Source organism: Methylobacterium sp. Leaf465 (genome assembly GCF_001424705.1).
GTDB lineage: Bacteria > Pseudomonadota > Alphaproteobacteria > Rhizobiales > Beijerinckiaceae > Methylobacterium.
Map to the genome: position 1 here is coordinate 468,101 of NZ_LMRA01000023.1, position 20,377 is coordinate 488,477.

A 20,377-nucleotide genomic window follows, 5' to 3' on the forward strand; every position below is an offset into this window, starting at 1 on the left:
CGGCTCAGAGCAGGTGCGGTTCGGCGCGGAAGCGGCAGGACGGGTCGTGCGGCAGGGTCGCGGCGAAATCGGTCGCCGGGCGCTCGTTCGCCACGCGCGCGTACACGTCCATGATCTGCCGGCCCACCGCCCGCCAGGAATAGACCTGCCGGCACTCGGCGAGCCCATCCTCGGCCAGGCGCCGGCGCAGGGGCTCGTCCTCGATGATGCGGGCCAGGGCCTCGGCCAGGGCCGGTACGTCGCCGGGCTGGACCAGGAGTCCGTTCTCGCCGTCGCGCAGGCAGTCCGAGACGCCGACCGCATGGGTCGAGACCACCGCGAGCCCGGCGGCCATCGCCTCCAGGATCGTGTTGGAGAATCCTTCCGCATAGGTCGGCGAGACGAAGACGTCCGCCGCCCGGTAGAGATCCGGCACGGTGTCGTAGTCGGCGTAGCCGGTGAAGCGGATCTCGGCTTCCGAGAACTTCAGGTCCGCTGCGCGCGCCTTCGACGAGTCCACGTCCGGCCCGATGCCGGAGATGGTCGCTTCGAACGGGATGGCGCGGGCGCGCACCAGCGCGAGGGCGTCGATGAAGTCGAGGACGCCTTTCCGGCGGTCGACTCGGCCGTGATAGAACAGCCGCACCGGGCCGGGATGGTTATCGGGGCCGGGCGTGAAGCGCGCGGTGTCGACCGCACCCGGCACGATGGTGAAGCGGGCGGGGTCCGAGCCGAGCCGGTCGCAGACCTCACCGACGAAGGAGGCGCCGCCGATCAGCAGGGCGTTGGCATGGGCCAGGACTTCGCACATGGCGACCCGGTGGGTCTCGCAGCACGAGCCGACCCAGTGGCCGTCGCCGCCCTGGATCGAGACCACGTTCGGCACGCCGAGGGCGCGCGAGGCCAGGAGCGTGGCCCAACCGGTGGGGTAGCCGTACTGCGCGTGCAGGATGTCGAAGGGCTTCTTCGCGTGCTCGGTGCGAATCGCCGCCACCATCGTGTCGATGTCGCGCTCGAAGTCGCCGCTCTCCTGCTCGCCGAGCTGTTCCAGGCCGATCACGGTGACGCCGGGGACGTCGGGCGGCGGGCCGCCGCCATAGACGCGGGTGCCGAAGGCGTCGCCGCGATACTGGGAGATCATCGTGACGTCGTGGTCGGCCTCGACCAGCTCGCGCAGCAGGTTCTGCGCGTAGACGCTCATGCCGGAGATCGCCGGGAAGTAGCGGCGCGAGACGAAGCAGATCCTCACGCGGAGGCTCCCGGGTTCGGATTGCGGCAATCGCGGAGGTAGTTCAGCGAGGCCGGCACCATCAGGTCGGCGCGGTGGCTCTCGCGGGAGAGCTCGACGCAGATCAGCCGGTCGAACCGGATCGCCTCGAGGGCGTCCAGCACGCCGGGCACGTCCATGTCGCCCTCGCCGAAGGGCAGGTGGACGTGGATGCCCCGCGCCATGTCCTCGAGGGCCACGGTGCCGATGCGGTCGGCGAACTCGCCGACGGCGACGGCCGGGTCGCGCTCGCCGGTGACGAGGCAGTGGCCGGTGTCGAGGGCGAGCTTCAGGCCCGGCAGGTCCAGGGCGGCGTAGTCGTCCAGGGTCTCGATCAGCATGCCGGGCTCGGGCTCCAGGCAGGCGACGACGTTCTGCTCGGCGGCGTAGGCGACGACCTCGGTCAGGCCCTCGCGCAGCCAGACCCTCGCCGCGTCGGGATCGATGCCGGGCTTCGGCACGCCGGCCCAGAACGAGACCGCCTCGGACTGCAGGATCGCGCCGATGTCGATGGCGCGCTTGAGGAACCCGATGCGGCGGGCCCGCCCCGTCGCGTCGCCGCTGACCAGGGTCGGCTCGTGCTTGGCTTTCGGGTCGAGGAGGAATCGGGCACCGGTCTCGATCACCGAGCCGAGGCCGAGGCGCTGCAGGCGGCTCGACACCCGCTGCGCCTCCTGCACCCAGGTCTCGGCGAAGGGGTCGAGGTGGTGGATGTCGAGGGTCAGCGCCACGCCCTGGTATCCGGCCTCGGCGATGAGGTCGATCGCATCGTCCAGGCGGTGATGGGCGGTGCCGTTGGTGTTGTAGGCGAAGCGCAGACTCATGCGGCGCGGCCCTGCTGGCTCAGGCGGAACGGCGCGTGGTGCGATTCCGGCTCGCGATAGAGCGGGTAGTGGGCGCCCACGATCCGGTCGGCCAGCGCGGTGTCGAACAGCGGCTGCCCGCCGAAGTGCTCGATCGCCTCCGGGGTCAGGCGCACGGGCTTCAGGGTGTCGGTGGCCTCGCCGAAGCGGATCAGCGGGTGGTCGCGGTCGATGAGCTTCTGCGTGTTGCGCGCCCCGATGCGGTGATAGCTCATGGTCTCGACCTCGAGCCCCGGCACGATGGCCTTGACCACGCCGACCCGGCCGCCGGGCGGCGAGCAGTCGACGTAGAGCACGTCGAACCCGGCGTCCTCCAGCCTTTCGCGGGCGATGCGGCCCCGTGCGTGCCCGTCCGGGGCCTGCGTCGTGGGCAACTCCGAAAAGCGCTTGGTGGCGCGCTCGGAATAAACGGTGTCGCGCAAGGTCGCGGCGATGCCCTCGGGGGGCTGCACGATCCATTCGAGCATCGCCTTGAGGGCGCGGCTCTCCTCCAGATCGAGGCTCGGCAGGGCCTTGTCGATGAAGGCTTGCACGTAACCCGGCGGCGTCACCTGCTCGGCGAAGGCGAGCGGCCCGTGGCCGAAGGCCTTGCGCACGCGGGCGGCCTGGAACTCGAGCAGCGCCTTGCGCAGGGCCCGCTCGCGGTCCGGGTCGCAGGCCTCGCCGCAGGCCGAGAGCGCGATCGGCACCGGCGTGTCGGCCAGATTCCGGTCGTAGCCGACGACGTAGAGGTTGGTCAGGCCGAACTGGTCGGTGGCGAATTTCGGCAGGGCCTTGATCCCGAGGGAATCCAGCCGATCGAGCATGCCGCGCGTCTCCGGGCCGAGGCCCTCCGACAGGTCGAGCACCACCCCCTGGTCGAGGGCGCGGAACAGGAGGCCGTTGCCGTCGCGCTGCAGGAGTTCGAGCAGGCCGTGGCCCAGCGCGAAGTCGACGTCCGGCCCGGCGCCGAGACCGTTGGTAATGAGGTTGGTGAAGGGCTTGTAGCCCTCCGACAGCTCGAAATAATCGGTGGCGGCGATGTCGAGCGGCATCAGCACCGTCTCGCCGCTGCGGGCGCGGAGGGCGGGCGTCCATTCGAGGGTGGTGGCGCGCCCCACCGGGCTGCCGGCGGGCAGGCACAGGGTGAGGGGATCGGCCACCGCGCCGGCGCCGTAGACCCGCACGAGGTCGTCGTAGCTGGCGCGCTCCTTCTTGCGCGGCATCACGGCGAGCGAGGGCATCAGGTTCTCGGCGATCTCCGCGACTGCGCCGATGATCGCCTCGTCGTCGGTGGCGCCGTAACCGATGCCGCTCGGCATGGCGCCGACGAAGAACGGATCATCGAGGAACAGCGACACGAACCAGACCGGGATGCCGGTGCGGTCCAGCGGCGCCAGGGGGAAGCCGACGATGCGGCCCTCCGGCAGGATGTCGAGATAGGCGCGCACCGGCTCGGGCAGGGCGGCCGGCAGGCCCTCGATCCGGCGGGGAGCGCCGTGGGTGTAGGCGCGCGGTGCCTTGATCCGGCTGTGGCGGGCGCGGTCGTCCTGGTCCTGCTCGTTCACGGTCGTGCGTTTCCGTTGTTCAGGCCGACGCTTCGTAGGCGCGGGCCAGCAAGCGCATGGTGTGAAGGTCGCGCGTTGCGCTGTAGGCCTCGCGCTCCTCCGGTCGGCGCAGGGCCGAGCCGAAGGCCTTCACCTGTTCGAGGAAGGGCGAGGCCTCCCCATCGAAGGGCAGAGTTTCGGAGACGCCGGTTGACCCGTCGGTGAACGACAGGGTTCCGCCTGCCACCTGTCCCATCGTGTCGACGGCGGTGAGCAGGCCCTGGGTGCCGGTGACTTCGAGGCGCCGGCGCGGCAGGGCGTCCGGGCAATTGTAGGCGACGTGCAGGTTGGCGAGGACGCCCGAGGGTGTGCGCCCGATCAGGAGTGCACCGTCGTCGACGGCGTAGTCCTGCGCCCGCGCCTGGGTCAGGGCGGCCAGATCGTGGATCGATTCGTCGAGGAGAAAGTCGACGAGGTCGAGGCCGTGCGGGGCGAGATCCATCAGGGCGCCGCCGCCGGCCTTGGCCGGGTCGATGCGCCAGTTGTCCTGGCCCGCGAAGGAGGTCCAGGCGCGCGGCAGCCAGCAGGCATAGACGATGCGGATCGCCGTGACGGTGCCGAGGCGGCCCGCGCGGATGGCATCCCGCATGGCCCGGTGGGCCGGGTGGTGGCGCTGGTCGAAGGCGGTGCCGTAGAAGGTGTCGCCGCGCGCCAAGGCCGCGACCATCGCCTCGGCATCGTCGAGGGAGGCCGCCATCGGCTTCTCGCACAGGATCGCCTTGCCGGAGCCGGCCAGCGCCGCGATCGCCTCCCGGTGCAGGTGGTTCGGGGTGGCGACGTAGACCGCCTCGACCTCCGGGTCGTTCACGAGGTCTTCGAGCCGCGCGTAGGCCCGTGCGCCCTCGGCCTCGGCCGCCGCGCGCGAGGCCTCGCCCGGATCGGCGACGGCGACGAGCCGGTGCCCGGCCGCGCGGATACCCGGTGCCATGTAGTCGCGGGCGACCCAACCGTAGCCGACGATGCCCCAGGCGACGGGGCTCCGTTCCGAACCTCCCATCACCAGCGCTCCGGCAGGTCGACATAGGTCCGGTCTCGGACCCGGTCGGCCTCGGGCGCGTCGAGGTCGCCCTGCCAATCCAGGGTGTCCGGCCCGGTGTAGGTCGACGGATAGGTGGCGCGGGCGGCGTACTCGGCCTCATAGCGCTCGGACGGCCAGCGGATCGCGTGCCGCGCCCCGCCTTCGGAGTGGAAGAGCGGGTTGAGCCGAAGGCTCCGGCCGGGGCGCGGCACGGTGATGCCATCGATCACGCGGCGGGGGGCCGGGCGCATTCCGGGACCCGCCACCACCGAGAAGGCCTCGCAGGCGGTGAGGTCCTGGGGCTTGCGGGGGGAGGGGGCACGCCGCTCCACCATGGCCCGGGTCAGGTCGTCGTCGTCGTAGACGAGGCCGTCGGGGAAGAGCTCGTCGATCTCGGCGGCCGAGACGGCGCGCCCCGCCGAGAATCCCGGGCGGTCGCTGTTGTGGATGTGGCTGACGGCGAGCCAGCCGTCGTCACCGGCATTCTGGCGCAGGCATTCCAGCACCTCGGTCTTGCGGTCGAGGAAGTAGAAGGCATCGTTGCAGACGACGAGGTCGACCGGCGCGCCCGGGATCGGCCAATGGGGCGAATTCGCATCGAAGCAGACGAGCTGGGCCGACTTGCCGACGACCCAGTGCCGGGCGACCCACAGCTTGGCGAAGACGACGTCGGCGCCCGCGACCTTGATGCCGCGGGTCTGGAATTCGCGCAGGTAGTGGCCGATGCCGCAGGCGAACTCGAACACGCAGACCGGGTCGTTCCAGTGGGCCTCGAGGAGCGTCAGCCCGGCCAGGAAGGTCGGGTCGGTCCAGCGATTCAGGAAGTAGTCGCCGACCCGGCCCCAGCCGAGGAGCCGCACCGCGTCGCGCAGGGAGCGTTTGTCCCACTCGCGCACGAGTTCGTGGAGGTCCAGGGGATCGGCCGGCGGGCCCGTCCACCAGTCGTCCTGGTCGGCGAGGAGACCTTCGAGGGCGAGGTTCGCCTCGCCGGAATCGAGCAGCGCCAGGGTTTGGGCCACGAGGTCGGCGCGGTTGGTCCGCAGGTAGGGAATGCCGTCGATCACGGGCCAGCGCGCCCCGCTCGCCCCGTCTCGGAGCGAGTGCGGGGTGTCGGCCTTGAGGGGCTCACCGGTCTCCGGCGAGCGAAGATCGAAGGGGATCATGACGGGGCGCCCGCGCGGTCGCGAGGAAACATCACGGGATCTGCATGTCCTTGAGCACGCGGTCGTGGAAGCCCTTCACCGGACCCGCGTGGACGAGCTCCATCTCGTCGAGGACCGTGCCCATGGTCAGGGTCGCGGCCCGCAGATGCTGAGCGATCTGCAGGACGCGGTCGATGCAGTCGGCGGCGTGGAAGGCGCGGCCTTCCGCCGTGGCATCGTCGGGCAGGACGGCACGCGCCCGCTCCACGGTCTCCCGCAGTCCGGGATCGAGCTCGTCCAGGGCCCATCGCGTGGTGCGGGCCATGATCGGCAGGAGGTGGTCGCCGAGGAGCATCTCGCCGGTGAAGCCGGCATCCGGCATCGCGGCGTTGTGGAAGTGGTGGGCCATGGCGGCCAGGAAGACCTGGGTCGGGTCGGCCCGGTAGAACGGACTCAGCACGAAGCCGTAGACCGCCACCATCAGGCAGTGCTCGGCGTGGTTCTCCGGCGGCTCCAGCAGGATGCGAGGCTTGCCGGGGCAGGTGACGCCGGCGCGGGGCTGATGCGCCAGGGCGGCGACGAAGCCCGGAAGGGGCCCCTGCCCGAAGCCCGACGGCGCGCGCAGGGCCGCCCGGAGGCGGTCCCGCAGGCCGGATTCGACGCTGCCGGTGACGGCATCGAAGCCCGCCACCAGGACGTCGGCCGTTTCGCCCGCGTCGAGCCCGGCGGAGGCCAGGAAGGCCGCGTCGAGGTCACAGAGGCGGGCGGCGGCGAGCGCCTTGGCGGTGATGTCGAGGGCCACGGCCTCCGGCGCGGCGCCCCCCGTGAGGGCGCTCCAGCCCTGCGCGAAGAGGCGCTCGGCGATGGAGCCGGTGCGCCCGGCGGAGTGCACGCGCTTGAGGTCGTTGACCTCGACGAGGAGGGCGCGAAGCGCCAGCGGGGCCGCGGGACCGGCGCCCTCCGTCTGGGCGATCATCAGTGGGCGCCGAGCCACTCGAGCAGCATGGTCTGCTGCTTGCCGAAATCATGCTCGGGGCCGTGGCCGTTCTTCACCATGGGCGCCTTGAAGAAGCTCGAGAGCTGCTCCTGGGGGCCGCCGTCGCCGCGCTTCTTGGCGAGGTCGAGAACACGGGCGATCTCGATGACGAGGGGAGCGGCCAGGATCGAGTCCTTGCAGAGGAAGTTGACCTTGATCTGCATGCGCTGACCCAGGAACCCGGTCACGTCGATGTTGTCCCAGGCTTCCTTGTCGTCACCGCGGGGACGGTAATAGTGGATGTGCACGAGGTGGTCCTCGACCGGGTAGCCGAGGATCGAGTCGAGCACCGTGCCCTTGGTGTTGAGCTTCGACTGGAGCGAGTCCTTGTCGTTCAGCGCGAGGCCGTCACGGTTGCCGAGGATGTTGGTGGAGAACCAGCCATCGACGTGCAGGGCGCGCGCCTTCAGGGCGGGGGCCAGCACCGTCTTCATCATGGTCTGGCCGGTCTTGCCGTCCTTGCCCGCCACGGGGACGTTCAGGTCCTTGGCGAGTTCGAGCAGGGCCGGCACGTCGGCGGCGACGCTGGGGGTGAAGTTGGCGTAGGGGACGCCGCTCTTGATCGCCGCGTAGGCGTAGAGCATCGCCGGGCTGATCGACTCGTCGCTGCTGTCGAGGCCCTTCTCGAAGGCGGCCGTCGAGTTCAGGGTCGGGTCGGAGAGGTCGGGCCAGCGCTCGGTGGAGGCGAGGTTGATCACCACGACCTCGTCGAGATTGCTCTCGGCCTTGAAGCGGCGCAGGTCGTTGGCAATGACGGAGACCGCCTCGCGGTGGTCCTTGGCAACGATGCGGTTGGCACCCTCGATGTTCTTGCAGAACTTGGCGCTGCCGACGGCCGGCCAGGGCTTGATGCCCTTCAGGACCTGGGCGCCATTCTCGATATCCTGGGCGTTGAGGACGCCGTGGCCGGTAGCGGCGGAGGCGAGGTCATCGTCGTTCAGGTCCCATCCGCCGAACACGAGGTCCTTGTAGTCGGCCATCCCGGCGACGGGGACGCCCGCGAGGGGCAGGCCATCAAGGCGGTTCGATCCGGATTTAATCATCTCGATGCCTGCGATGGCGGTGGTGGCGACAGCGCCACCCATGCCAACGAACGCAACGCCGACGCGGCGACCGGTCTGCATGCTCATTGGGAAACGGCTTCCTTCTTCAGGCGAACGGGAGCCTGTCCCAACCTGGGGGCCGTTCCGCTCAGCCCTCACTAACTGGGCTTCCGGGGTTGCGTTCCAACCCTGGCCAGGACGCCTTTTTGACGCGGTGCGCCTGAACGGCCTCCGAACGAGGCGTTAAAAATTCGTAAATACAAGGGCTTAACCCAACGTTAAGCCTGCCATCGTTGAATCACGGAGCTGTCCCATTCTGGTCACAGCAGCCGGCGAGACGTCCCCTCGCTGAACGACAACGAAGCCGCGCCCGACGAAGGCAGCGGTACGAACAAGGACCAATGATGGGGGTTTTCCCGGAGCCGGCGCTCTGCGCCGACGACGTGAGCCGTCTCGTGCCCAACGAGACCTTCAACGCAGATCTGACCGTGGCGTGGCTGCCGCGGACCGAGCGCAGGACGCGCCGGACCTTCGCCACTCTTCGCCGCCGGACCCTCGCGACGCTCGTCACCGGCGTGCTGCTGGGCGGCGCCCTGCCGCAGAACGCCCTGGCCCCTGCCGCTGCGGCCCATGACCGGATCGACGAGCGCGCCCTGACGGCGCAGACCCTCGTCCGGGAGCAGTCCGCGCCCGCACCTGAAGCCACCAACGCGGCCGACTGGGCCGGTGTTCCGGTGGTCGAGCAGGAACCCGCGACGCTGTCGCTGATCGAGAGCGACCTCGCCGCCCTCGCCCCGAGCCGCGACGCCGCCGGCGCCGAGCGCCTGCGCTTCGGCGACATGGCCGTGCCGCGCGAGATCGTCGACACCATCCTGCGGGCCGCCACCGAAACCGGGGTCGATCCCGCCTACATGATGGCGCTGGCCGACAAGGAATCGAGCTTCTCGACCACGGTGAAGGCCTCGACCTCCTCCGCCGAGGGCCTGTTCCAGTTCCTGTCGGGTACCTGGCTCGAGCTCATCCGCACCTACGGCGCCCGCCACGGCCTCGCCGACGAGGCGGCGGCGGTGAAGGGGCGCGGCAGCGCCATCACGATCGCCGACGAGGCGGTGCGGACCCGCGTGCTGCGCCTGCGCCAGGACCCCTATGTCGCCGCCCTGATGGCGGGCGAGCTCATCAATCGCGACAAGGGCCGGATCGAGCAGCGCATCGGCCGCGACCTCTCCACCGCCGAGCTCTACTTCGCGCATTTCCTCGGCACCGCCAGCGCCGGCCGCTTCCTCGAGCTCACCGCCGAGAAGCCGGGCCAGGTCGCCAAGCAGGTCTTCAAGGCCGCGGCAAAGGCGAACCGGAGCCTGTTCACCGAGAAGGCCGGCAAGGGCCGCCGCAGCCTCACGGTCGCCGAGGTGCGCGAGAAGATCGGCGGCATGATCGACCGTCGCCTCGACCGCTACGAGGGCGTGGCCGCCCTGGCGGGACCCGAGCTGAAATCCGAGGTCACCCTCATGGAGATCGAGACCGACGCGGCTCCCACCCCGGCGCCGGCCGCGCGCGTCCACGTCACTGAGGCGACCACGCCGGCCGACTGACTCAATGCCCGGCCGGCGCGCCCCCGCCGAGCTTGACCTTGCTGAGGATCATCGCGAGCGGCACCGCCGCCCCCGAAACGAGGCAGAGCGACCAGAACACGTCGATGTAGCCCCAGTACGCCACCTGGGTCTGGAGCTGCTGGCCGATCCAGGCGATGGCCTGGTTCTGCGCCTCGACGCCGGACGCCCCATGGGCCTGGAAGTACTGCGTCGCCGCCCGCAAGGTCTCCTGGTAGTTCGGGTTGGCGCCGGAGATACTCTCCCCGAGCCGGCTCTGGTGGAATTGCTGCCGGTAGGCGAGCACGTTCTGGGCGAGGCTCACGCCCATCGAGCCGCCGACGTTGCGGGCGACGTTGATCAGCGCCGAAGCCTGGTCGGTCTGCCCCTTGTCGATCCCCTCGTAGGAGGCGGCGGTGATCGAGATGAAGATCATCGGCAGGCCGATGCCGATATAGATGCGCGACCAGGCGAAGAACCAGAAGCTGGTGTCGCCGTAGAGGCGCGTGAGGTCGTACATCGCCGCAGAGACGATCGCGGCGCCCAGGGCGATGAGGTATTTCGGCTGCACCTTGCCCGAGATCCGGCCGATCACCAGCATCATGAACACCGTGACGAGGCCGCCGGGCGCCAGGACGAGGCCCGCGAGGGTGGCGGTGTAGCCGTAATATTCCTGCACCAGCTGCGGCACGAACTGCGTCGTCGCGATCAGGATCGCGCCGGTGGCCATCATCACCAGGAAGCACGCGCCGAACTGGCGGCTGCCGAGGAGCCGGAGGTCCACGACCGGGTTCTTCCGGGTCAGCTCCCAGGGGATCATCGCCACGAAGGCGACGACGCAGATCGCCGCGAACACGATGATGAAGGTCGAGCCGAACCAGTCCTTGCGCTGGCCCTCGTCGAGGACGACCTCGAGCGACCCCAGGAAGGTGGCGACGAGGAGGAATCCCACGAGGTCGAAGCGCACGCCCGCGCGGCGCAGGCGACGCCGTTCCGCCGCCGCCCCCGGCGGGTCCTCCAGCAGCACATGCATCAGCCCGAGGGCGATCAGGCCGATGGGGCCGTTGATGAGGAAGCACCAGTGCCAGGAGACGTTGTCGGAGAGCCAGCCGCCCAGCGTCGGGCCGATCACGGGTGCCACCACCACGGCGAGGCCGTAGAGGGCGAAGGCCTGGCCGCGCTTCGCCGGCGGGAACGAATCGGCGAGGATCGACTGGGCCAGCGGCGCCATGCCGCCCCCGCCCAAGCCCTGGAGCACGCGGAAGACGAGGAGCGATTCGAGGTTCCAGGCAAAGCCGCACAGCACCGAGGCCACGGTGAAGAGCGCGATGCTCCACATGAAGAACGCCTTGCGGCCGAACCGCTTGGCGAGGAAGCTCGAGGCCGTGAGCACGATGGCGTTGGCCACGAGGTAGCTCGTCACCACCCAGGCGGCCTCGTCGGGGCCCACCGCCAAGCCCCCGGAGATGTAGCGCAGGGCCACGTTGGCGATGGTGGTGTCGAGCACCTCCATGAAGGTCGCCAGCGAGACGACGAGGGCGATGGCCCAGGGGTTGTGCCCGCCCGGCGCCTTGGCGGAGGCCCCCGACGCGCCGCTCGCCTTGCCCCCCGCCTTGCCCCCCGCCTGCGAAGCCGCACCGCTCACCGGACGTGGACCCGCGGCACGATCGACATGCCGGGGCCGATGGCGACGTCGGTGGGCCACTGGTCGACGACGATCTTCACCGGGATGCGCTGGACCACCTTCACGTAGTTGCCGGTGGCGTTCTGGGCCGGGAGCAGGCTGAAGGCGGTGCCGGAGCCGGGCTGCACGGACTCCACGTGGCCGGTGATCTTGCGCTCGGGATAGGCATCGATCTCGATGTCGGCGTGCTGGCCCGGCCGCATGTCGGTGATCTGCGTCTCCTTGTAGTTCGCGATCACCCAGATGTCGTCGGGCACGAAGGTCGACAGCGTCTGCCCGGCCTGGGCGAACTGGCCCTTGGCGCCCGACAGCTGTACCAGCCGGCCCGGCTGGGCCGCCGTGACGGTGGTGTAGCCGAGGTTCAGTTCGGCCTGGGCCACCTGGGCCTTGCCGGTGGCGAGGCTGGCCTCGGCCCCCGCCTTCTGCGCATTGAGCGCGCCGACCTGGGTGCGCGCCGCGACGACGTTCGCCCGCGCGCGATCGTAGGCGGCCTGCTGCTGGTCGAGGGTCGAGGACGAGGATTGCGAGCGCTGGATCGTGCCCGCCCCCTTCTCGGCGAGGTCCCGGTAGCGGGCCGCATCCTCCCGGGCGAATTTCAGCGAGGCCTCGGCCTGCGTCACCTCCGCCTGGGAGGCGGCGACCTGCGCCTTCTGGCCCTCGATCTGCGCCTCGAAGTTGTGGATCGAGGCCTCGGCCGAGGCGACCTGCGCCTTCGCCTGCGCCAGGGCCACCGCGTAGTCGCGCCGGTCGATCTGGAAGAGAACGGCCCCGGTCTCGACATGCTGGTTGTCGGTGACCGGCACGTCCACGATGTAACCGGCGACCTTGGGCGCGATGGAAAATTGCCGCGCATCGACGAAGGCGTCGTCGGTGGATTCGAACGGGTGCAGGCGGGTCAGCCAGTAGACGTAGGCGCCGGCCGCCACGGCGACGACCGCCACGGCGATGCCGAGGGCCCAGAACGGATGCCGGCGCAGGAGGTTCGGCTTGCTGTCCGCGTCGGACTCCTCGGCCGCGTCGGACTCCTCGGCCGAGCCGGACTCTTCGCCCGAGCCGGACTTCTCGGGCGCGCCGGACTCCGCGCCCGGCTCGGTCTCGCCGGGGGGCGCCTCTCCGGGGGACCTCGTCGCGGACGCCGTCTCCTGCGGATCGGCCCCTTCCGGGTCGGAGGGCCGCACCGCGTCGCCCCGTGCGGGCTGGCGCCCCACGGCCTGCTGATCCTGAAGCATCGACGAACCGTCCGAACGCATCCAGGGGCCGCGCGATCGAAACCGCGCCGCCCGAAACTCCCGCCTCGGCGACAACAAGAAGTAGCGCCGGCGATTGTTCCCGGTGCGCATGACGTTTGCGGGCCCCGTCCGCGGCCCGACGGAACGTCCGAAATCCGGCGCGCGTTTTCGGGTTTGACGGGCCGGATCCCGGTTCGTCCGCAACCTGCAGGAGGCGCGTATGACAGCCGGTTCTTCCCTGTCGCCACCGGGTGCCGCCGGTCCGGGCGGCCTCGACCGTCTCGACGCGATGAGCACGGTGCTGGCCCGCAATTGGTGGTTGATGGCCCTGCGCGGGGTCGTCGCGATCCTGTTCGGGCTGATCGCCTTCGTGGCGCCCGGCGCCTTCGTCCTTTCCCTCGTGCTGTTCTTCGCCGCCTACATGCTGGTGGACGGCATCGTCGGCGTGATCGCCTCGGTGCGGGCCGCCCAGCGCCACGAGCGCTGGGGCTTCCTCCTCCTCGAAGGGCTCCTCGACCTCGTCGTCGGCGTCGCGGCCGTGCTCGTCCCGGCGGCAGCCGTCTGGGCCTTCGTCTACCTCGTGGCGTTCTGGGCCCTCGTCACCGGCGGCCTCATGGTGGCGGCGGGCTTCCGCCTGCATGCCCATTACGGGCGCTGGTGGCTGGTGCTCGGCGGCGTCGTCTCGATCCTGTTCGGCATCGCGCTCCTGGTCGATCCCGGCATGTCGGCCCTGGTCCTGACCTGGTGGATCGGCAGTTACACGATGGTGTTCGGAATCCTGCTGGTGCTTCTGGCCTTCCGCCTGCGCGGCCGCCACGCGGAGGCGGGCCGGCCCGGCCCCCTGGGGCGCCCCGGAACGGCGTAGCTTTGGCCGCGCGAGATGGTCTAGAACCGGCGGGACACCGCGGGGCGCTTCGCCGCCCGAGCCCCGCCCCCCGTGACCATGGCCCGCGATGACCTCCCCCGACCCGGAACGCCCGCGCCCCGCGCGGGTCGACCCGCCCCGGCCCGCCCCTGAGCCCGAGCCCCGGAGCGCCGCCGGGCCGGACAATGCGGACACCCGCGCCGCGGCGCGGGAAGCCGCGGCGGCGGCGCGGACCCTCGGCCGCCAGCTCGGCGTGCTCGCCGTCGGTGCGGCACGGGGTGCCGGACGCCGGGCCGCCGGCGCGGCGCGGGCGGCGGGGCCAGCTTGGCGGGGATGGGCTGACCGCATGCGCCCCCGCGCGCCGGCCGGACCTCCGCCCCCGTCCACCGCCGCGCCTGCGGCGGGGCCGACGCCCGCGCCCGCACGCGCGCCGGCGCCCCGCGCCGCCGGCTGGCCGGCCCGGCTCCGCCGCCATCCCTGGCGCGCCGCGGCCCTGGCGGTCGTCCTGCTGCCGTTGCTGGCCCTGGCCGGGCTCGTCCTGTACAGCTTCGCCACCCTGCCGCCCCTGGGCGGCGTGGTGCCGGAAGCGGGCCAGCGGGCGCTCACCGTCGAGGCCGATGACGGCCGGGTCTTCGCCACCCGCGGGGCGTTCCAGGGCCAGAAGCTGACGGCGGCGGAGATGCCGGCCCATCTCGGCCAGGCGATCATCGCGATCGAGGACCGGCGCTTCCGCTCCCACTGGGGCCTCGACCCGCGCGGCTTCCTGCGCGCCCTGTACCGCAACGCCGTCGGCGGCGGCGTGCGCGAGGGCGGCTCGACGATCACCCAGCAATATGCCCGGCTCGTCTCCCTGAACCAGGAGAAGTCGCTGCGCCGCAAGATCCAGGAGGCGTTCCTGGCCCTGCGCGTCGAGGCGACGATGTCGAAGGACGAGATCCTGCTCGGCTACCTCAACACCGCCTATTTCGGGGCCGGCGCCTACGGCGTCGATGCCGCCGCCCGGCGCTACTTCGGCAAGGGGGCCAAGGCCCTGACCCTGCCGGAGGCCGCGATGCTGGCGGGCCTGGTGCGCGCGCCCTCGCAGCTGGCCCCGACCCGGAACTTCGGCGGCGCCAAGGAGCGCGCCGACGTGGTGCTGCAGACCATGGTGGAGACCGGCGCGATCACGGCCGCCGAGGCCGACAAGGCCCGCGCCCAGACCATCACCCTGCGCACGCCCCCCGAGACGCCGCCGGGCACCAACTACTTCCTCGACATGGTCTCGGCGGAGTCGAAGAAGCTCGCCGACGCGCCGGGCGACGTCACCGTGCGCACCACCCTCAACCTCGACCTGCAGAGCCTCGCGGAGGGCGTCGTCGCCCGCCGACTCGATGCCGAGGGGGCCAAGAAGAAGGCCGGCCAGGGCGCCATGGTGGTGCTCAACAAGGAGGGCGCGATCCTCGCCCTGGTGGGCGGGCGCGACTACGAGGACAGCCAGTTCAACCGCGCCACCCAGGCCAAGCGCCAGCCCGGCTCGCTGTTCAAGCTGTTCGTCTACCTCACGGCCTACGAGAACGGCTTCAACCCCGACACGGTGCTGGTCGACCGGCCGATCCAGATCGGCGACTGGGAACCGCAGAATTCCACGGGCCGGTTCAAGGGCGCGATGCCCCTGCGCAGCGCCTTCGCGCAGTCGATCAACACGGTGGCGGCGCAGCTGGCCGACGAGGTCGGCATCCCGGCGGTCATCGCCACCGCCCACCGGATGGGCGTGACCGCGGAGCTGCCCAACGTGCCGAGCCTCGCCCTCGGCTCGGCCGAGGTGACGCTGCTGGAGATGACCCGCGCCTATGCGGGCGTGCTGGCCGGGGCCGCGCCGGTGGACACCCACAGCGTCCACGCCATCCGGGGCGCCCAGCCGCAGCCGCTCTACCTGCGCGCCGACGCCAAGGGCGGCACCGCGATCCCCACCGAGGCCCGGGCGATGATGCTCGACTCCCTCCAGGCCGTGGTCGACGGCGGCACCGGCAAGGCTGCCCGGGTCGCCGGCCTGCCGGTGGGCGGCAAGACCGGGACGACCCAGGACTATCGCGATGCCTGGTTCATCGGCATGACGCCGGACCTCGTCGTGGGCGTCTGGGTCGGCAACGACGACAATGCCTCCATGAACCGCGTCGGCGGCGGCGATCTCCCGGCGAGCATCTTCCACGACTTTGTCCAGCGGGCGACGGCGCAGCTGGCCAAGGGCCGCAAGCGCCCCTCGGCGGCGCGGGGCGAGCCGGCCCGGGCCGAGCCGGCGCCCGCCCGCGAGGTCGCCGCCAGCGCCGCCGCGCCCGGCATCCGCGGCGTGCCGGAGGTGGTCGACACCGGCACCCTGGCCTTCCGCGGCCGCACCGTCCGCCTCCTCGGGGTGGAAGGGGAGGGCGGGGCGCTCGCCCGGCAGCTCGCCCGCTACCTGCGCCGCCGCGAGGTGACCTGCGCCCCCGCCTCCGGGGCCGAGGCGGCTGGCGAGCAGCTCCGCTGCCAGATCGATGGCGACGACCTCGCCGCCCTGATCCTCACGGCCGGCGGCGCCCGCGCCGCCGAGGACGCGCCGGCCGACCTCCTCGCCGCCGAGGAGCAGGCCCGCTCCGAGCGCGCCGGCATCTGGGGCCGGCGGCGGTAGGGGCCGGGATCCTGGGCCGAGCGGAACATCGCGTTCCGCACCGTCCCGCGATGCGTTGGCCCCCCTCCCGCGGATGCGGCGCGCCGACTGGGCGGAAGCGGTCCGGTCAGTACCCCCGCCCGCCCCTTGACCTTCCCACCATGGGAACCCCCACATGGGGGAACATGGACAAGCGCCCGACCCTCGATGCCACGATTCCCACGCCCGGCCGGCGGCTCGGCTTCCCGGTGGAGGGGCTGACCTGCGCCTCCTGCGTCGGGCGGGTGGAGCGGGCGTTGCGCGCCCTGCCGGGAGCCTCGGAGGTCTCGGTCAACCTCGCCACCGGACGGGCCGAACTGCGTCTGCCGGGTCCCGGTGCCGCGGCGGTGGAGGCCGTCGCGCGGGCCGGCTACGCCGTGCCGGAGGCCGTCACCACCCTGGAGATCGCCGGACTGTCCTGCGCCGCCTGCGTCGGGCGGGTCGAGCGCGCGCTGGCCGCCGTCCCGGACGTCGCCGCGGTCACGGTCAACCTCGCCACCGGCCGCGCCACGGTGCGCCACCCCGAGGGGCTGGTGGCGCGCGCGGACCTGGAGGCGGCGGTCGCGAAGGCGGGCTACCAGCCGCAGGCCCCGGTCGAAGCGCCGGTCGCGGCCCGGGAGACCCGTCTGGCGCGGGAGGGCGCGGCCCTGCGCCGGGACCTCGTCGCGGCGGCGCTCCTGTCGGCGCCGATCGTGGTCCTCGACATGGGCGGCCACCTCGTCCCGGCCTTCGGCCACGCGGTTCACGGCGCCCTCGGCGCCTGGGCCGGCGGGATCGAGGCCGGTCTCGCCACCCTGGTGCTCGCCGGACCCGGGGCCCGCTTCTTCCGCCAGGGCCTGCCCGCCCTGGTCCGCGGCCACCCGGACATGAACGCCCTCGTGGCCCTCGGGGCCGGCGCCGCCTACCTGTATTCCCTGGTCGCGGTCCTGGCGCCGGCGCTTCTCCCGGCGGGGACGGCCCACCTCTACTTCGAGGCCGCGACCCTGATCGTCACGCTGATCCTCCTCGGCCGGACCCTGGAGGCGCGGGCCAGGGGGCGGACGGGCGCGGCCATCGCCCGCCTCGTCGGCCTCAGCCCCGCCACCGCGCGGGTGATCCGCGATGGCGTCGAGACGGAGGTGGCCCAGGCGAGCCTCCGGCGCGGGGACGTGGTCCGGGTCCGCCCGGGCGAGCGGGTGGCCGCCGACGGCGTCCTGGTCTCCGGGGCGAGCTACGTCGACGAGAGCATGATCACCGGCGAGCCGGTGCCGGTGGCCAAGGCGCCCGGCGACGGCGCGGTGGGCGGCACCCTCAACACCCATGGCAGCTTCGACCTGCGGGTGGACTCCGTCGGGGCCGACTCCGTGCTCGCCCGAATCGTCCGCATGGTCGAGGCGGCGCAGGGCGCCAAGCTGCCGATCCAGGCCGTGGTCGACCGGGTGACGGGCTGGTTCGTGCCGGCGGTCATCGCCGCCGCGGCGGCGACCTTCGCGGGCTGGCTGGCCTTCGGGCCGAGCCCCTCCGTCGGCCTCGCCCTCGTCAACGCCATCGCGGTGCTCATCATCGCGTGCCCCTGCGCCATGGGCCTCGCGACCCCGACCTCGATCATGGTGGGCACCGGCCGCGCGGCCGAGCTCGGCGTGCTCTTCCGCGATGGCGGCGCGCTCCAGCGCCTGCGCGCGGTCCGGGTCGTCGCCCTGGACAAGACCGGAACGCTCACCCTGGGCCGCCCGACCCTGACGGACCTCGTCGCCGGGCCGGGCGTCGCGGCGGACGAGGCCCTGCGCCTCGCCGCGAGCCTCGAATCCCGCTCCGAGCACCCCATCGCCCGCAGCCTCGTGGCGGCGGCCGCGGACAGGGGCCTGGCCCTCGGAACGGTCACGGCCTTCGCGGCGGAGCCCGGCTACGGCATCGCCGGCACGGTGGACGGCCGCGCCGTCGTCGTCGGCGCGCGGCGCTTCCTCGACCGCCTTACGATCCCGGCCGGAGACCTCGACGACGCGGCCGACCGCCTCGCCCGGGAGGGCCGCAGCCCGCTCTTCATCGCCCTCGACGGGCGCCTCGCCGCCCTGGTCGCGGTGGCGGACCCGATCAAGCCCGGCGCGGCCGAGGCCGTGGCGGCGTTGCGCGCCCGCGGCCTCGCGGTGGCGATGGTGACCGGCGACGGCCGCGCGGTGGCCGAGGCCGTGGCCCGCACTCTCGGCATCACGTCGGTCTCGGCCGAGATCCTCCCCGGCGGCAAGGTCGCGGCGGTGCAGGCCCTGCGTGCCCGCCACGGCGCGGTGGCCTTCGTGGGCGACGGCATCAACGACGCGCCGGCCCTGGCCGAGGCCGATGTGGGCATCGCCCTCGGTACCGGCACCGACATCGCGGTGGAGGCCGCCGACGTGGTGCTGATGTCGGGCGCCCTCTCGGGCCTCGTCGGCGCTTTCCGGCTCTCGGCCGCGGTGATGCGCAACATCCGCCAGAACCTGTTCTGGGCCTTCGCCTACAACGTCGCGCTGATTCCGGTGGCGGCGGGGCTGCTCCACGCGGTCGGCGGACCGCTGCTCTCGCCGGTCCTGGCGGCGGGCGCCATGGCGCTGTCGAGCGTCTTCGTCCTCGCCAACGCCCTGCGCCTGCGCCGGGCCGGCGGCACCGCGTCGACGACGGGAGCGGGGGCGTGAGCGCGGTGACCATCGGGGAGGCCGCCCGCGCCACCGGCGTCTCGGCCAAGATGATCCGCTACTACGAGGAGACCGGCCTGCTGGCGCCGGCCGGCCGGACGGCCGCGGGCTACCGCCTCTACACGGAGGCCGACCTCCATGCCCTGCGCTTCGTGCGCCGGGCCCGCGACCTCGGCTTCACCATGGAGGATATCCGGGCGCTGCTCGCCCTCTGGCACGACCGGGCGCGGGCGAGCGCCCAGGTGCGCCGCCTCGCCCTCGACCATGTGGCGGACCTGCGGCGCCGGATCGACGCCCTGGACGGCATGGCCCGCACCCTGGAGGATCTGGCCGCCCATTGCGGCGGCGACGCCCGGCCCGACTGCCCGATCCTCGACGACCTCGCCAGCGGTCCCCACGGCCGGCCCGGCGCGACACCGCGGCAGGGGGAGCGCGACCCCGGAGCGTCGCCTTCGCGGCGCGGGACGCGTTGACCGCATCCCTGGCCTCTTGTTTGCTGGGACCGGCGTCGCAACCCCGGCGCGTCCCCCCCTTGAGAGCCGTCGCCTCTCGAAAGTCGCTGTCCATGCCCGTCCTCGACCGGATCGCCGCCTTCGCGGACGAGATCGCCGCCTGGCGCCAGGATCTCCACGCGCATCCCGAGCTGCAATACGACGTCCACCGCACCGCCGGCTTCGTCGCCGACAAGCTGCGGGGCTTCGGCTGCGACACGGTCGCCACCGGCATCGGCCGAACGGGCGTCGTCGGGGTGATCCGCGGCCGGGCCCACGGCTCGAACCGCGCCATCGGCCTGCGCGCCGACATGGACGCCCTGCCGATCCAGGAGGCGCGCGACCTGCCCTACCGCTCCACGGTGCCGGGAAAGATGCATGCCTGCGGGCATGACGGGCACACGGCGATGCTGCTCGGGGCGGCGAAGTACCTCGCCGAGACCCGCGCCTTCGACGGCACGGCGGTGCTGATCTTCCAGCCGGCGGAGGAGGGCGGCGGCGGCGGCGAAGCCATGGTCCGCGACGGGCTGATGGAGCGCTTCGGCGTCGAGACCGTCTACGGCATGCACAACATCCCGGGCCAGGCGCTGGGCACCTTCGCCATCCGGCCGGGCCCGATCATGGCCTCCACGGACCGCTTCACCATCACCATCACGGGCCGGGGCGGCCACGCCGCCCAGCCGCACAACGCCATCGACAGCGTGCTGGTGGCGAGCCACGTGATCACGGCGCTCCAATCCGTGGTGTCGCGCACCGTCGATCCCCTGGAGAGCGCGGTGGTCTCGGTCTGCGCCCTGGAGGCGGGGGAGGCCTTCAACGTGCTGCCGCAATGCGTGGTCCTGCGGGGCACCATGCGGGCCCTCTCGAAGCCGATGCGGACCCTGATCCAAGACCGGATCACCGAGATCGTCACCCACGTGCCCCGGGGCTTCGGCGCCACCGGCGCCATCGACTTCAACAGCGGCTACCCCGTCACCGAGAACCATCCGGCGGAGACGGACTTCATCGCCGACGTGGCGGCCGGGCTCGTCGGCGAGGCCGGCGTCGACCGGGCGGTGGCCCCCATGATGGCCGCCGAGGACTTTTCCTACATGCTCGCCCACCGCCCCGGCGCCTACATCTTCCTCGGCAACGGCGACAGCGCCGGCCTGCACCACCCGGACTACGACTTCAACGACGCCGCCGCACCCTACGGCGCCTCGCTCTGGGCGCGGGTGATCGAGACGGGGTTGCCGATCCGGGGCGCGTGACGCGGATCGTCACGCGAGGCAGGCTCCGGCC

At 72.4% G+C, this 20,377-nt stretch carries 15 protein-coding genes; 6 read left to right on the forward strand and 9 right to left on the reverse strand.

What is annotated here, in order from left to right; genetic code table 11:
• Nucleotides 1-4 precede the first annotated feature (4 nt).
• Genes ASG51_RS14450 through ASG51_RS14480 form a run of 7 tightly spaced genes read right to left on the reverse strand, consistent with a single transcriptional unit; the run spans nt 5 to nt 8,021 of the window.
• A complete protein-coding gene (locus tag ASG51_RS14450) occupies nt 5-1,228 on the reverse strand; it encodes a glycosyltransferase family 4 protein (protein ID WP_056381486.1) in 1,224 nt (407 codons plus the stop codon).
• Nucleotides 1,225-2,070, reverse strand: a complete 846-nt coding sequence (locus ASG51_RS14455) for a sugar phosphate isomerase/epimerase family protein (RefSeq protein WP_056381487.1) — start codon at nt 2,068-2,070, stop codon at nt 1,225-1,227. Before ASG51_RS14455 ends, ASG51_RS14450 begins: the two co-directional genes overlap by 4 nt.
• Nucleotides 2,067-3,656 (reverse strand): YcaO-like family protein, encoded by a 1,590-nt coding sequence (locus ASG51_RS14460; RefSeq protein WP_056381489.1) that lies wholly within the window; start codon nt 3,654-3,656, stop codon nt 2,067-2,069. Before ASG51_RS14460 ends, ASG51_RS14455 begins: the two co-directional genes overlap by 4 nt.
• Before the next feature lie 19 nt (nt 3,657-3,675).
• Nucleotides 3,676-4,692 carry a Gfo/Idh/MocA family oxidoreductase gene (locus ASG51_RS14465; RefSeq protein WP_056381491.1) on the reverse strand — a complete coding sequence of 339 codons (1,017 nt, stop codon included), beginning with the start codon at nt 4,690-4,692 and terminating at the stop codon, nt 3,676-3,678.
• Nucleotides 4,692-5,876, reverse strand: coding sequence for a methyltransferase domain-containing protein (locus tag ASG51_RS14470; RefSeq protein WP_056381494.1), 1,185 nt, complete (start codon nt 5,874-5,876; stop codon nt 4,692-4,694). Before ASG51_RS14470 ends, ASG51_RS14465 begins: the two co-directional genes overlap by 1 nt.
• A 31-nt stretch (nt 5,877-5,907) precedes the next feature.
• Nucleotides 5,908-6,831 carry a hypothetical protein gene (locus tag ASG51_RS14475; RefSeq protein ID WP_056381495.1) on the reverse strand — a complete coding sequence of 308 codons (924 nt, stop codon included), beginning with the start codon at nt 6,829-6,831 and terminating at the stop codon, nt 5,908-5,910.
• On the reverse strand, nt 6,831-8,021 hold the full coding sequence (locus ASG51_RS14480) for an inositol-3-phosphate synthase (protein ID WP_056212625.1): 1,191 nt from the start codon (nt 8,019-8,021) through the stop codon (nt 6,831-6,833). The genes ASG51_RS14475 and ASG51_RS14480 overlap by 1 nt, the downstream gene beginning before the upstream one ends.
• 314 nt (nt 8,022-8,335) lie before the next feature.
• On the opposite strand from ASG51_RS14480, the gene ASG51_RS14485 reads away from it, so the two are divergent.
• A complete protein-coding gene (locus ASG51_RS14485; RefSeq protein WP_082514011.1) occupies nt 8,336-9,523 on the forward strand; it encodes a transglycosylase SLT domain-containing protein in 1,188 nt (395 codons plus the stop codon).
• A gap of 1 nt (nt 9,524) precedes the next feature.
• On the opposite strand, the gene ASG51_RS14490 is transcribed toward ASG51_RS14485, so the two are convergent.
• Complete coding sequence (locus tag ASG51_RS14490; RefSeq protein WP_244480156.1) at nt 9,525-11,063, reverse strand: DHA2 family efflux MFS transporter permease subunit; 1,539 nt, start codon at nt 11,061-11,063, stop codon at nt 9,525-9,527.
• A gap of 98 nt (nt 11,064-11,161) precedes the next feature.
• Complete coding sequence (locus ASG51_RS14495) at nt 11,162-12,433, reverse strand: HlyD family secretion protein (RefSeq protein ID WP_082514020.1); 1,272 nt, start codon at nt 12,431-12,433, stop codon at nt 11,162-11,164.
• A gap of 220 nt (nt 12,434-12,653) precedes the next feature.
• Between ASG51_RS14495 and ASG51_RS14500 the strand changes: the two genes are divergently transcribed.
• The 5 genes from ASG51_RS14500 to ASG51_RS14520 all read left to right on the forward strand — a co-directional run bounded on the left by ASG51_RS14500 (nt 12,654) and on the right by ASG51_RS14520 (nt 20,346).
• The gene (locus ASG51_RS14500) at nt 12,654-13,298 is read left to right on the forward strand and encodes an HdeD family acid-resistance protein (RefSeq protein WP_056270948.1); all 645 of its coding nucleotides are present in this window, start codon (nt 12,654-12,656) and stop codon (nt 13,296-13,298) included.
• 88 nt (nt 13,299-13,386) lie between these two features.
• Nucleotides 13,387-15,942 carry a PBP1A family penicillin-binding protein gene (locus ASG51_RS14505; RefSeq protein ID WP_056381500.1) on the forward strand — a complete coding sequence of 852 codons (2,556 nt, stop codon included), beginning with the start codon at nt 13,387-13,389 and terminating at the stop codon, nt 15,940-15,942.
• Between the two features lie 164 nt (nt 15,943-16,106).
• On the forward strand, nt 16,107-18,605 hold the full coding sequence (locus ASG51_RS14510) for a heavy metal translocating P-type ATPase (RefSeq protein WP_056381502.1): 2,499 nt from the start codon (nt 16,107-16,109) through the stop codon (nt 18,603-18,605).
• The gene (gene cueR / locus ASG51_RS14515; RefSeq protein WP_082487633.1) at nt 18,602-19,078 is read left to right on the forward strand and encodes a Cu(I)-responsive transcriptional regulator; all 477 of its coding nucleotides are present in this window, start codon (nt 18,602-18,604) and stop codon (nt 19,076-19,078) included. Before ASG51_RS14510 ends, cueR begins: the two co-directional genes overlap by 4 nt.
• A 92-nt stretch (nt 19,079-19,170) precedes the next feature.
• Nucleotides 19,171-20,346: a M20 aminoacylase family protein gene (locus tag ASG51_RS14520; protein ID WP_056381504.1), complete on the forward strand. Its 1,176-nt coding sequence runs from the start codon at nt 19,171-19,173 to the stop codon at nt 20,344-20,346.
• The last annotated feature ends 31 nt before the right edge of the window (nt 20,347-20,377 follow it).